Origin of the sequence: Microbacterium azadirachtae, assembly GCF_000956505.1 — a bacterium.
GTDB classification, from domain to species: Bacteria; Actinomycetota; Actinomycetes; order Actinomycetales; family Microbacteriaceae; genus Microbacterium; species Microbacterium azadirachtae_A.
Map to the genome: position 1 here is coordinate 203,115 of NZ_JYIX01000040.1, position 12,658 is coordinate 215,772.

The following is a 12,658-nucleotide window of genomic DNA, read 5'->3' on the forward strand; positions in this document are numbered from 1 at the left end:
GACTACTTGACGACGATGAGCAGGATGCCGGCGACCACGGCCGCCGCGCAGACGGCGAAGCACCCGTAGGCCGCGATCTGGGCGAGCGTCTTCTGGGCGGCCGTGAGCGGGCTCTTTCGGGCGGCCTTCGCGGCGGCCTTCGCCGCGCGCCTGGCCTCCTTCTCGCTGATCACGGTGATCGCGTCGGTGAACTCGGCGGGCGTGACCACCGGAACCCTGCCCGCGCGCACGAGCAGCCGCAGGCCGAGCGCGTAGAACCCGACGACGACGAGGGTGCCGACGAGTGCAGCGCCGAGCACCTGGGAGAACGCCTCCCAGTCGATGGCCACGGTCATCGTCCGGCCCCCTTCTCCTTGGCCTTCGCGCGTTCGCGGGCGCGCTGCGCCCTGGCCTGACGCGGGGTGAGCGGCGGCTCCTCCGGCACGTCGATGGCGAGGCCGGAGTCGGCGACCTCGCTGAACGCGTTGTTGGCCGTGACGGCGTTGCGCCGCGAGCGCAGGAACAGGGCGATGATCACGGCGAGCGCGAGGATCGCGTCGATCAGCACGCCCCAGCCGCCGCCGACGACCACGATGAACGCCGCGACCGCCCCGACGAGCCCGGCCGCGGGAAGCGTGAGCACCCAGCCGATCGCGATGCGGCCGGCCGTGCGCCAGCGCACGGCCGAGCCGCGCCGGCCGAGTCCGGATCCGATCACGGAACCGGAGGCGACCTGCGTGGTGGAAAGCGCGAAGCCGAGCGCGCTGGAGGCGAGGATGGTCGCCGCGGTGGAGGTCTCCGCTGCGAAGCCCTGTGCCGGCTTGACATCGGTGAGGCCCTTGCCGAGGGTGCGGATGATGCGCCAACCGCCCAGGTAGGTGCCCAGCGCAATCGTGAACGCGCACGCGACGATCACGTAGATGTGCGGCCGGTGGTCGCCCTGCGCCTGCCAGCCGACCGAGATCAGCGCCAGCGTGATCACGCCCATGGTCTTCTGCGCGTCGTTCGTGCCGTGCGCGAGCGCCACGAGTGACGACGTGAAGATCTGTCCCCAGCGGAAGCCGCTTCTGCCATCGGGCTTGCCGTCGTAGCGGCGCGTGGTCAGATACGCGAGCTTGGTGGCGAGGAAGGCGATCAGCCCGGCAGTGAGGGGCGCGATGAGCGCGGGGAGCACGACCTTGGACAGCACGACGCCGAAGTTGATGCCGCTGAGCCCGACACCGACCAGCGTGGCGCCGATGAGCCCGCCGAACAGGGCATGCGACGAGCTGGACGGCAATCCGAGCAGCCAGGTCAGCATGTTCCAGGTGATCGCCCCGATGAGGCCGGCGAAGATGAGCGACGGCATGAGGTGCGCGGTGCTCAAATCCTCCCGGATGATGCCGCCGGAGACCGTCGCGGCGACCTCGGTGGACAGGAACGCCCCGACGAGGTTCAGCCCCGCCGCGAGCATGACCGCGGTCCGCGGTTTGAGCGCGCCGGTCGCGATCGGGGTCGCCATGGCGTTCGCCGTGTCATGGAACCCGTTGGTGAAGTCGAAGAAGAGTGCCAGCAGGATCACCAGCACGACGATGAGGGCTGCGGTTTCCACCGTTCGCTTTCGTGAAGTGGAGGGACGTGACGAACGAAGAGTTCACCGGGGATTCAGCATCCGTTAACGGGCCGGTTGCATCCTCCCACCCCGGCCCAGGACGGTCAACTCGACGCCCCCGCCGCCGACTCCTGCCTTCGCCCTCGCGGCCTCGACTAGCGTTGATGCGTGACCTCCGTCTCCGAGACCGCTCCTGTCCCCTCCCCCGTTCCCCCGCGCGCGGCCCGCCGCTCGCTGATCCGCACCCACCACGGCGACGTGTTCGACGACCCGTATGACTGGCTGCGTGTGAAGGAGGATCCCGAGGTGATCGCGCACCTCGAGGCCGAGAACGCGTACACGGATGCGCGTCTTGCGCACCTCGAGCCGCTCCGCGAGACCCTGTTCCAGGAGATCAAGGGACGCGTGCAGGAGTCGGATCTGTCTGTACCCACCCGCCGCGGAGCCTGGTGGTACTACGGCCGCACCGTCGAGGGCAGCCAGTACGGCCTGCAGTGCCGCGCGGCGGTCTCCTCCGCCGACGACTGGACGCCGCCCGTCCTGGACGCCGCCGTCCCCGTACCCGGTGAGCAGATCCTGCTCGACGGCAATGTCGAGGCCGAGGGGCACGAGTTCTTCGCGATGGGCGCGTTCGACGTCTCGGACGACGCCACCCGCCTGCTCTGGTCGACCGACTTCGAGGGCGACGAGCGGTACACCGTGCACGTCCGCGATCTGCTGACGGGCGAGACGCTGCCCGACGAGATCCCCGGTACCTCCGGCGCTTTCTTCACGCCGGACGGCGCCGCCGTGATCTACACGACCGTCGACGACTCCTGGCGCCCTGACACGCTCTGGCTGCACCGGATCGGCACGCCGGTGTCCGACGACGTGCAGCTCTTCCACGAGCCGGACGAGCGGTTCTGGCTCGGCGCGGGGATCACCCGCAGCCGCCGCTATCTCGTGATCGGCGTCGGATCCAGCATCACGAGCGAGGAGCACCTCGTCGATCTCGACGACCTCACCGCGCCCCCGCGCGTGGTCTGGCCGCGGCGCGAAGGCGTCGAGTACTCCGTCGAGCACGCCGTGGTCGACGGCCGGGACGAGCTGCTCATCCTGCACAACGACGAAGCGCTGGACTTCGAGCTCGTCGCGGTCTCCGCATCCGACCCCCAGGGCGAGCGCCGCGCGGTCCTTCCGCACACGCCGGGACGCCGCCTGCTGGACGTGGACGCGTTCCGCGACACCACGGTCGTCGCGTACCGGTTCGAGGGCCTCGAGCGCATCGCGCTGATGGATCCGGCCACGGGGGCTCTGGATGAGCTCGGCTTCGACGAGCCGCTGTACTCGGCGGGCTTCGGCGGCAACCCCGAGTGGTCCGCACCGTTCCTGCGTCTGGGCTACGGCTCGTTCGTGACACCCTCCACGGTCTACGACCTGGAGCTCGCGACCCGCACCCTGCACCTGCGCAAGCGCCAGCCGGTGCTCGGCGGCTACGACCCGGCCGACTTCGGGCAGCGCCGCGACTGGGCGGTCGCCCCGGACGGCGCCCGCATCCCCGTCTCCCTGGTGTGGAAGCGCTCGTTCGGCGAGCCCGGAGCCGAGCCCCGTGCCGTGCACCTGTACGGCTACGGATCCTACGAGCACTCGATCGACCCCGGCTTCTCGGTCATGCGCCTGTCGGCGCTGGACCGCGGCGTGGTCTTCGCGGTCGCGCACGTGCGCGGCGGCGGCGAGATGGGCCGGCAGTGGTACGAGGACGGCAAGCTCGGGCAGAAGGCGAACTCGTTCACCGACTTCGTCGCGTGCGCGCGCCACCTGGTGGACGCCGGCATCACCAGCCCGGACCGGATGGTCGCGGAGGGCGGCAGCGCGGGCGGTCTGCTGATGGGCGCCGTTGCGAACCTCGCCCCCGAGCTGTTCCGCGGCATCCTCGCCTCCGTCCCCTTCGTGGACGCGCTGACGACGATCCTGGATCCGTCGCTCCCGCTCACCGTGATCGAGTGGGACGAGTGGGGTGACCCGCTGCACGACGCCGAGGTGTACGCCTACATGAAGTCGTACACGCCGTACGAGAACGTGCGCGACGGCGTCGCCTACCCGTCGATCCTCGCCGTCACCTCGCTCAACGACACGCGCGTGCTGTACGTGGAGCCCGCCAAGTGGGTGTCCCGCCTGCGCGACGCCGGCGCGGACGACGTCCTGCTCAAGTGCGAGATGGTGGCCGGCCACGGCGGTGTGAGCGGCCGGTACAACTCCTGGCGCGAGCGCGCCTTCGAGCTGGCCTGGATCCTGGACCGCCTGGGCGTCGCTGCGGTCTGAGCGGATTTCCTGTTCACTCACCGACCGTGTCCCACTTCTGGTGGTACCGTGTCCCACTTTTGGTTGCCCCATGTCCCAGTTCTGGCTGAGAAACCCGTGCAGGAGCAGCCAGAACTGGGACACGGTCGGTGAGACGCGTTCGTTCCGCACAGGCGCGTGAGGTCGGGAGTACCGCACCGATCCCGTGCGGAGCCCGCTACACGGGGCTGCTGCCGTCCACGCTGGGGGCATGCGCGATCCTCTGCCGGAAGGGCTCGGGCCGCGGTTCAGCGTCGCCGAGGCCAGATCGCTCGGCGTCGCGCGCGGTCGACTGCGCGGATCCGATCTCGAGGCGCCTTTCCCCGGTACCCGTCGGATCCGCGACCTCGGGTCGGGATCCGAGTATCGCGACCGCTGCCGGGACTACCTTCCGCGCCTGCACGACGACCAATTCTTCTCGCACGAGACCGCGCTCGCCCTTCTCGGGGTCGCGCTGCCCGAGCACCCGCACCGGCTGCGGATCCACGTCAGCACGCATCGTCCGGCGCGCGAGCCCCGGGTTCGCGGCATCGTCGGGCATCGGCTGCAACGCCGAGAGCCGGCGACGATCCTGACGTCGGACGGCCTGCCTGTCGAGCATCCCGTACGCGCCTGGCGGCAGTGCGGACTGCTCTGGCGACTCGACGACCTCATCGCCGCAGCCGATCATCTGCTGCTGCCGGCGCGGCGGCTCGCAGAGGTCGAGGATCTCCGCGATGAGATCCGCAGCATGGGCGACGTCCGCAGCGGAATCCTGCGACGGGCCCTGGCAGACGCGCGGATCGGCGTCGAGTCGCCGCGCGAGACGAAGCTCCGGCTCGTGATCGTGCGGGCGGGGCTCCCCGAGCCGATCCCCGGGTGGGAACTCCGCGATCCGCGCGGCGAGTTCATCGCGAGGCTCGATCTCGCCTACCCGCGCTGGCGGGTCGCTCCGGAGTACGACGGCCGCCAGCACGCTGAGGATCCGAAGCAGTTCGCGCGCGACGCCGACCGCTGGGAGGCGATCAGACGCGCATCCTGGACTCTCGTCCGAGTCCTCTCCCACCACCTGGACGGACCCCGTCCCGTCGCCGTCGAGCGCGTGCGATCCGCCCTGCTGGACGCCGGCTGGCGCCCCGGAATGCCTAGCTGATCGCCTGGCCCCGCCTACGCCGACTGTGTCCCAGTATTGGCTCAAGTCCCAGTTTTGGCTCATGTCCCAGTTTTGGCTCGTGTCCCAGTTTTGGCTCCAAATCCTCGGATTCAGCGCCAAAACCGGGACATCATGCCGTCAGAACTGGGACACGGTGCAACCAGAAGTGGGACACGGTTCGGTCGGTCCCTTACCCAGGCCGAGCCGGGAACCCTCACCCGAACAGGGCGGCGGCCTCCTCGTAGCGCTGCAGCGGGACGGTGTTCAGCTCGCCGAGCGCCTCGGCGAACGGGACGCGCACGATGTCGGTGCCGCGCAGCGCCACCATCTGGCCCCAGGAGCCGTCCACGAGGGCGTCGGCGGCGTGCAGGCCGAGGCGGGTCGCGAGCACGCGGTCGAACGCCGAGGGCGAGCCGCCGCGCTGGATGTGGCCGAGCACCGTGGAACGCGTCTCGATGCCGGTGCGCTTCTCGATCTCCGGCGCGAGGATCTCGCTGATGCCGCCGAGGCGCGGACGGTTGAACGCGTCGAGGCCCTTGTCACTGAAGGCCTGATCCATGCCCTTGAGCTTGAAGCCCTCCGAGACGACGACCAGCGGCGCACGGCCGCGGTCGCTCGCGCGGGTGACGAGGTCGCAGATCTCCTCGATCGACATCGGCACCTCGGGGATGCAGATCACGTGCGCGCCCGCGGCCATGCCCGCGTGCAGGGCGATCCAGCCGACGTGGCGGCCCATGACCTCGGCGATCATGCAGCGCTGGTGCGAGTCGCCGGTGGTGCGCAACCGGTCCATGGCGTCGGTCGCGATGTTCACCGCGGTGTCGAAGCCGAACGAGTAGTCGGTCGCCCGCAGGTCGTTGTCGATGGTCTTCGGCACCCCCAGGACCGGGATGCCGTCGTTCGAGAGGCGGTCCGCCGCCGCCAGGGTCCCCTCGCCGCCGATTGCGACGATGCCGTCGATCCCGTGCTTGGCAAGGGTCTTCGCGACGTTCTCCGCACCTCCGCGCGGTCCCTCGTACGGGTTGGTGCGGCTTGTTCCGAGGATCGTGCCGCCGACCTTGCTCAGGCCCTTCACCTCATGCCGGGTGAGCGGGAAGAAGTCGCCGTCGACGACCCCGCGCCAGCCGTCGCGGATGCCGACGAACTCGAGCTCGTACGTGGTGGTGCCCTTGAGCACGATGCCGCGGATGACCGCGTTCAGGCCGGGGCAGTCGCCACCGCTGGTCAGGATGCCGATCTTCATGGGTCGTCCTCGGGAGGGGAAGGGGGATGGAAGCGCGGCACCGTTGCCTCGTTCGACCCTAGTGCCGATCGACTCCCACGCGCCATTCCGCGACGCCGAAAAGCGGAGTTCTTACACGCCTCTTCACGGAGTTCTCGCCTTCTTGACGAAGAACGGCGCCTCCACCCCCGAAAGCGAGAGAAGAAGCGCCGTTCTTGACAGGCAGATGACGGGATGTGGTCAGTCGCCGCCGAGCGCCACGCGCAGCAGGTGCATGAGCGCCGCCAGCTGCACCGGCTCGCTCGCGCCCTCTTCCACGGCCTCGCCGTCGAGTGCCCGCGCCGCAAGACCCTGCTTCTGGTCGATGAGTTCGGCGATCTTCGTGTCGAGCGTGTGCGCGGCGATGATCCGCCATGCCGTGACCGGCTCGTCCTGACCGATGCGGTGCACGCGGTCGATCGCCTGGGTCTGCTCCGCTGCGGTCCAGCTGAGCTCGGCGAGCACCACGTTCGATGCCGTCTGCAGGTTGACGCCGACGCCGGCCGCGGTGAGCGAGCACACGGCGATCCCGACCTCGGGGTCGCCGTTGAAGGCGTCGACCGCCTGCTGTCGTGCGATCGCGGTCTGGTCGCCGCGGAGCGACACGGAACGGATCCCTGCCGCGGCGAAGTGCGCCTCGGCCTGATCCATCACGTCGACGTGCTTGGCGAAGAACACGACCTTGCCGACCGAGCGCTGCAGCTGCGCGGCATAGTCCGCGGCGAGCTGCGCCTTGGCCTGCCCGATCTTGCGCACCATGGTGAAGACGTTGTCTCCCCCGGTACCCGCCGCCTTCGACTCCTCGAGCTCGCTGTGCGCGACGAGCCGGACGATATCCTCGTCGATCTCGCCGTGGGCGAGGCCCCGGTCTCCGCGCGCCTCGATGATCCGGCGGTACTTCGCCGCCATCCGCGCACCCAGCTCGGCCTCGGCCTGCCGGATCCCGCGACCGAACTCGTCGTCGAGCTGCACCGGCAGATCCGCGATGAGCTTGTCCGGCAGGTCCGCGGCCACGTCCTTCTTCTTGCGGCGCACGATGCCCATCGAGATGACCGCGTCCCTGGCCTCGCCGTAGAACGCCTTGTCCGCGGGCGTGAGGCCGATCGCGTCGAGCCTGTCCGCGAGTTCCGCGGAGGGCCGCTCGCCGTTGGTCCAGCCGAGGAAGCGCCAGATCGCGTCGAAGTCCTCGACGTCGTTGATCAGCGGGGTTCCGGTGAGCGCCATGAGCAGCGGGTTCGAGCCCGCCGCCTGCTCCCTGATCCGCGATGCCAGTGCCAGCACGTTCTGCGAGCGCTGCGACGACAGGTTCTTGATGAAGTGCGCCTCGTCGACGACCATGCCGCGCAGGCCGATCTCACCGAGCCAGGACAGGTGCCTGTCGAGGATCTCGTAGTTGACGATGAACACGTCGGCGAAGGCGTCGACGTCCTGACCGTCGCCCTGGATCACCGCGGCGCGGCGCTGCGGGGTCCACCGCTCCACCTCGCGCGCCCAGTTCATCTTCACGACGTTGGGAACGACCACGAGCAGCGGGTACGCGTGGGCGATCGACGCGGCGAGCACCGACTGCGCGGTCTTGCCGAGGCCGGGCTCGTCGGCGAGCAGGAACGAGCGATGCCCGGCCCTGACCGACTCGAGGAAGCGCGACTGGTGCACCATGACCTCGAGGCCCTTGGGCGAGAGGTGGTCGTACTCGGGCAGCGGCGGCAGCTCCATCGAGGCCGCGGTGCCGCCGGCACCCGATTCGAACGCCTTGTACAGCGGTCCCATCAGCTCCCAGCCGTCCAGCCGTCGCCGCGGCGTGACCGCCGCCCGGGGCGTGAGATCCGGGGCGAGGAAGGGGTTCGCCAGCATCCGCGACTCCACCGAGGGCGGCGTGACCTGGCGCTCCGCGAGCGCTGCGGGCACCACCGGCGCCTGCTGCACGCGGATGACGTCGGCGATGACGAGCTCCTCTGGAGCGAGTTCCGCGCCGGACTCCAGCAGCCAGTCACGGCGCATCCGCTTCGCGACGGGGCTCGTGGCCTGGTCCGCCTCGAGCAGCTGGATCAACGAGGTGTCGCGCGCGGCCGTCTTCGCGAGGATCGTCGCCACGCCGTCCAGTCGCTTGAGCTGCTCGGCCCGCGCGGCGTCGCCGAGTTCGGCGTCGCCCTTGGCCCTGGCGCGTTCCTCGCGCACCAGGAACGCGATCACCTGGAACTTGACGCGATTGGTCGGGCCGAGTTTTCCGTGCTGGGCCTTGGCCTCGATCTCGCGCACCTTGCGCGCGAGGATCGGGATCAGCGGCGCGTCCTCGTCTCGACGGGACGTCTTCTTCCGCCGGGTGGCGGTCGCCGTGGTCGGCATGCTCCTCCTGAGCGTGGATGCCGTCTCCGAGAGGACGGCGACTGTCCGAAATGATCGTCCGGACGAAGCTCCGTCCCGACGATGCGTGTCCGCGGACGGGCGGCTGCCGAGAGGCATCGCAGACCGAGCGGACGAGAACCCCGCAGGCGTGCATCGCGCACGTCGATCACAACGGGTTCGTGGTCAGTTTACGCCACACGAGGGCCGATGCGGTCACTCGGCGGGCGAGTTGGCCGGATCCGGCTCCGACATGCCCAGCAGGATCCGCGCCTGAGCGACGTCGGAGGCGATGCCCGCGACGAGTGCATCCATGCTGTCGAAGGCCGTCATGCCGCGCAGCCGGTGGGTGAACTCGACCGTCGCATCGTGCCCGTAGAGGTCCAGTCCAGGGCTGTCGATCGCGTGCGCCTCGACCTGGCGCTGCAGCACGTCGTCGAACGTCGGGTTGGTCCCGACGGAGATCGCGGCGGGGTGCGCGAGCCCTGTCGTGTGATCCACCAGCCGACCCGCGTAGACGCCGTCCGCCGGCACCATCTCGTCGAGCAGGGCAGGAAGATTGGCGGTCGGGAAGCCGAGTTCCCGCCCGCGCTTGAGGCCGTGCACGACCTCCCCGCGCACCGAGACGGGGCGGCCCAGCACGGCGCCTGCGAGTGCCACATCGCCCGCGGCGAGCAGCTCGCGCACCCAGGACGAGGAGACCCGCCGATCGGTGCCCTCCAGGAAGACGTCCTCGATCACGTCGACGGTGAAGTCGCTCCGCGCGCCCAGCTCTGCCAGCAGCGCCGGCGTTCCCTTGCCGCCGCTGCCGAAGCGGAAGTCGCGTCCGACGAGGACCGTCGCGACGTGCAGCGCGTCGACGAGGATCGCCTGCGCGAAATCCTCCGCCGTGCGCGAGGCCAGCTGCTCGTCGAAGGTCAGCACGAGGACGGCGTCCAGCCCGCACCCGGAGAGCAGTTCGATCTTGCGCTCGACCGACACGAGATCGTCCGGGCACCGATCGGGGCGCAGCACGCTCAGCGGGTTGCGGTCGAAGGTCACCGCCACGGTCTTCGCACCGATCCGCGCTGCATCCTGCTGAGCGCGGCGGAACACCGCGCGATGTCCGGAGTGCACACCGTCGAACTTGCCGATCGCGGCGACCGTGCGTCCGAAGTCCGCGGGGATCTCGGAGGGATCGCGGAACACGATCATGCGGCGGATCCGTTCGACGAGGCGGTGCCGTCCGTGACCGCGGGCGCCGTGCGGGCCGGGCGGTGCGTGACGAGCCACCACAGTCCGACCATCGGAAGGAACAGCGGGATCAGCACGTAGCCGAGGCCGTACTGCGACCACACGGTCTGATGCTGGAAGAGCGCGGGGTGGGTCAGGCTCAGGGTTCCGACGACCAGGACGCCGACCATCTCGAACACGATGGCGACCCACGCGACGCGGTACCAGCCGGGGCGCCCGGATCCGATCAGCGCAAGCGTGGCGACGATGTAGACGACCGCGGAGGCCGCGGACAGGGAGTACGCGAGCGGCGCCTCGTCGAAGGCCCGCGCGATCTGCACGAAGGACCTGCCTGTCGCGCCCAGCGCCATGACCGCGTAGACGATCACGAGCACGCGGCCCACGCCCCGCATGCGGGGTCTGGGCGGTGCGACGGAGGAGCCCTCCGGCTGGGGGGCGGAGTCGGACGGGGTCGAGGGTCGCGCGGTGCTCATGGCGGACTCCATTCTACGGAACGCGAGGACCTGTGGCCCTCGCGCGCGGACGTGCTCAGCCGCCGATCGGGGTGATCCAGATGACCTGCATGCGCCAGATCATCACGGCCAGCGCGAGCGCGACCACGCCCATGATCACGGTGCTCCACCGCGAACGCTCGAGCAGCGCCCAGATCGCTCCGCCGATCGGCAGCAGGATCGCCGAGACCAGATACACGCCGTACTCGAGCGGATCGCCCAGGGCCGGATTCCCGGCGAACGGCGAGACGATCGCCAGGACCGCCTGCACGATGAGCAGGAGTTCGATCAGAGCGAGGGAACCGACCGTCCAGTCGTTGGGGCGCTTGCCCGCGAAGCCCATGATCAGGCAGAGCAGGCCGGCGGCGACGGCGACCACGAGCTGCACGACCGTGAACCAGAGGATCATGACGCCCCCTCCGGCATGTTCATCGCGCTCTTCAGATCATCGCCGCGGCGCTCAACGATGCCGATCAGGGCGCCGTCCGGATCGATCGCCGCGGCGCGCGGGCCTTCGAGCCTTGCACGCTGACCGGCCAGACGCTTGCCGTGACGCAGGTCGACGGCCTCCTGCGCGCTGACCTCGAGGACCGGCAGTATCCGCGCCGCGGCATCGGCCGCGCTCAGCGGGCGAGCCTCCGCGAGGTCGTCGAGCGAAGACGCATCGGCCACGTCGAACGGGCCGACGCGGGTGCGGCGCAGCGCCGTGAGGTGCGCACCGACGCCGAGGGCGGCTCCGAGATCGCGGGCGAGGGCGCGGATGTAGGTCCCGGAGGAGCAGTCCACGACCACGTCGAGGTCGCGCACGCCGCCGTCGCCCGGGCGGTCGTCGAGCACGTCGAAGCGGGACACCACCACGTCGCGGGCCGCGAGCACGACCTCCTCCCCTGCGCGCACCCGGTCATAGGCCCGGCGGCCATCGACCTTGATCGCGGAGACGGCGCTGGGCACCTGCGAGATGGCACCGGTGAGCGCGGCGACGCCGGTGGCGATCTCGCCCGCGCTGATCGCGGCGACCCGCTCCGGATCCGCCGAGGTCAGAATCTCCCCGTCGGCGTCGTCCGTGCCTGTGGACTGACCGAGGCGGATCCTGGCGAGGTAGGTCTTGTCCGCCCCGACCACGAAGGTGAGCAGGCGCGTCGCCGCCTCGATGCCGACCACGAGCAGGCCTGTGGCCATCGGGTCGAGCGTGCCGGCGTGCCCGACCTTGCGCGTGCCGAAGACGCGGCGGGTGCGGGCGACGACGTCGTGACTCGTCATCCCGCCCGGTTTGTCGACGAGCAGGATCCCGCTGGTTGCCATCCTCCCAGCCTAGAGGCCCCGGGATCCGGGATCCGACGGGCTGCACCCGACGCAGGGACTCCGTCGCGCGGTAGCGTGGACTCCCGTGCCCGACTCCCCCGCCTCCGCGCCGATCGCGTCCGCGCTGATCGCCTGGTACCGGGATCATGCTCGGGATCTGCCCTGGCGACGCGAGGAGTACCTCGCCCGGTACGGCGCGTGGGGCGTGCTGGTGAGCGAGTTCATGCTGCAGCAGACGCCCGTGAACCGGGTGATCCCGCACCTGGAGGCCTGGCTCGCACGCTGGCCGGATCCGCTCTCGCTCGCGGCCGCGACCCCGGCCGAGGTGCTGCAGCAGTGGGCGAACCTCGGCTACCCGCGTCGGGCGCTGTGGCTGCACCGGGCCGCGACGGCGATCCGCGATGAGCACGCGGGCGTCACGCCGCGCGACGTGCCCGCCCTGCTGGCGCTCCCCGGCATCGGCGACTACACCGCACGCGCCGTCGCCGTGTTCGCGTTCGGCGACCGCCACCCCGTGGTCGACACGAACACCCGCCGGGTGATCGCGCGCGTCGTGCACGGGCGCGCCCAACCGGATCCGCCCTCTCGTCGCGACCTGGACGACATGCTCGCCCTGCTCCCGGACGAGCCCGGCGACGCCGCCGTCGTGAACGCGGCGACCATGGAGCTCGGCGCGACCGTATGCACCGCCCGCCGCGCGGACTGCGCACGCTGCCCGCTCGCCGATCTGTGCGCCTGGCGCGCCGCGGGCTTCCCCGACGGCGAGGACCGCCGGCGGCGGCAGGCGAAGTATGAGGGATCGGACCGGCAGGCGCGCGGCGGCGCGCTCCGCGCACTGCGGCACGCCGAGGGGCACCGCCTGCCCGCCGATGCTGTGCTCCCGGACTGGCCGGACGCGATCCAGCGCGACCGCGCGATCGACTCGCTCATCGCCGACGGACTCCTGGAGGCGGCGGACGGCGAACTCCTGCTTCCGCGCTGACCTCATCGCGCCCGCCGTGCCCGGA

11 protein-coding genes are annotated in these 12,658 nt (G+C 70.6%); 3 read left to right on the forward strand and 8 right to left on the reverse strand.

Annotation, left to right across the window (positions count from 1 at the left end; all coding sequences use genetic code 11):
- Window positions 1-2: 2 nt before the first annotated feature.
- Together RS86_RS18960 and RS86_RS18965 are read right to left on the reverse strand one after the other, a co-directional pair.
- Window positions 3-335, reverse strand: a complete 333-nt coding sequence (locus RS86_RS18960) for a hypothetical protein (protein ID WP_045273828.1) — start codon at window positions 333-335, stop codon at window positions 3-5.
- Complete coding sequence (locus RS86_RS18965; RefSeq protein ID WP_045273829.1) at window positions 332-1,570, reverse strand: inorganic phosphate transporter; 1,239 nt, start codon at window positions 1,568-1,570, stop codon at window positions 332-334. The genes RS86_RS18960 and RS86_RS18965 overlap by 4 nt, the downstream gene beginning before the upstream one ends.
- 168 nt (window positions 1,571-1,738) lie before the next feature.
- On the opposite strand from RS86_RS18965, the gene RS86_RS18970 reads away from it, so the two are divergent.
- Together RS86_RS18970 and RS86_RS18975 are read left to right on the forward strand one after the other, a co-directional pair.
- Window positions 1,739-3,871 (forward strand): S9 family peptidase, encoded by a 2,133-nt coding sequence (locus RS86_RS18970; protein ID WP_045273830.1) that lies wholly within the window; start codon window positions 1,739-1,741, stop codon window positions 3,869-3,871.
- 229 nt (window positions 3,872-4,100) lie between these two features.
- Window positions 4,101-5,021, forward strand: coding sequence for a hypothetical protein (locus RS86_RS18975; protein ID WP_045273831.1), 921 nt, complete (start codon window positions 4,101-4,103; stop codon window positions 5,019-5,021).
- Between the two features lie 214 nt (window positions 5,022-5,235).
- On the opposite strand, the gene RS86_RS18980 is transcribed toward RS86_RS18975, so the two are convergent.
- The 6 genes from RS86_RS18980 to truB form a co-directional block, all read right to left on the reverse strand.
- The gene (locus RS86_RS18980; protein ID WP_045273832.1) at window positions 5,236-6,264 is read right to left on the reverse strand and encodes a 6-phosphofructokinase; all 1,029 of its coding nucleotides are present in this window, start codon (window positions 6,262-6,264) and stop codon (window positions 5,236-5,238) included.
- A gap of 219 nt (window positions 6,265-6,483) precedes the next feature.
- On the reverse strand, window positions 6,484-8,628 hold the full coding sequence (locus tag RS86_RS18985) for a DEAD/DEAH box helicase (RefSeq protein ID WP_045273833.1): 2,145 nt from the start codon (window positions 8,626-8,628) through the stop codon (window positions 6,484-6,486).
- Between the two features lie 213 nt (window positions 8,629-8,841).
- Complete coding sequence (locus RS86_RS18990; RefSeq protein ID WP_045273834.1) at window positions 8,842-9,819, reverse strand: bifunctional riboflavin kinase/FAD synthetase; 978 nt, start codon at window positions 9,817-9,819, stop codon at window positions 8,842-8,844.
- Window positions 9,816-10,250 carry a hypothetical protein gene (locus RS86_RS18995; RefSeq protein WP_152642248.1) on the reverse strand — a complete coding sequence of 145 codons (435 nt, stop codon included), beginning with the start codon at window positions 10,248-10,250 and terminating at the stop codon, window positions 9,816-9,818. Before RS86_RS18995 ends, RS86_RS18990 begins: the two co-directional genes overlap by 4 nt.
- A gap of 136 nt (window positions 10,251-10,386) precedes the next feature.
- Window positions 10,387-10,758: a hypothetical protein gene (locus RS86_RS19000; protein ID WP_045273836.1), complete on the reverse strand. Its 372-nt coding sequence runs from the start codon at window positions 10,756-10,758 to the stop codon at window positions 10,387-10,389.
- The gene (truB, locus tag RS86_RS19005) at window positions 10,755-11,651 is read right to left on the reverse strand and encodes a tRNA pseudouridine(55) synthase TruB (RefSeq protein WP_045273837.1); all 897 of its coding nucleotides are present in this window, start codon (window positions 11,649-11,651) and stop codon (window positions 10,755-10,757) included. The genes RS86_RS19000 and truB overlap by 4 nt, the downstream gene beginning before the upstream one ends.
- An 85-nt stretch (window positions 11,652-11,736) precedes the next feature.
- On the opposite strand from truB, the gene RS86_RS19010 reads away from it, so the two are divergent.
- Window positions 11,737-12,633: an A/G-specific adenine glycosylase gene (locus tag RS86_RS19010; RefSeq protein ID WP_082076905.1), complete on the forward strand. Its 897-nt coding sequence runs from the start codon at window positions 11,737-11,739 to the stop codon at window positions 12,631-12,633.
- The last annotated feature ends 25 nt before the right edge of the window (window positions 12,634-12,658 follow it).

Bases quoted from the DNA above. Each gene is read 5' to 3' on its own strand.
- RS86_RS18980 (WP_045273832.1), bottom strand. From the start codon at position 6,264: ATGAAGATCGGCATCCTGACCAGCGGTGGCGACTGCCCCGGCCTGAAC.
- truB (WP_045273837.1), bottom strand. From the start codon at position 11,651: ATGGCAACCAGCGGGATCCTGCTCGTCGACAAACCGGGCGGGATGACG.
- RS86_RS18990 (WP_045273834.1), bottom strand. From the start codon at position 9,819: ATGATCGTGTTCCGCGATCCCTCCGAGATCCCCGCGGACTTCGGACGC.
- RS86_RS18975 (WP_045273831.1), top strand. From the start codon at position 4,101: ATGCGCGATCCTCTGCCGGAAGGGCTCGGGCCGCGGTTCAGCGTCGCC.
- RS86_RS18985 (WP_045273833.1), bottom strand. From the start codon at position 8,628: ATGCCGACCACGGCGACCGCCACCCGGCGGAAGAAGACGTCCCGTCGA.
- RS86_RS19000 (WP_045273836.1), bottom strand. From the start codon at position 10,758: ATGATCCTCTGGTTCACGGTCGTGCAGCTCGTGGTCGCCGTCGCCGCC.
- RS86_RS18960 (WP_045273828.1), bottom strand. From the start codon at position 335: ATGACCGTGGCCATCGACTGGGAGGCGTTCTCCCAGGTGCTCGGCGCT.
- RS86_RS18995 (WP_152642248.1), bottom strand. From the start codon at position 10,250: ATGCGGGGCGTGGGCCGCGTGCTCGTGATCGTCTACGCGGTCATGGCG.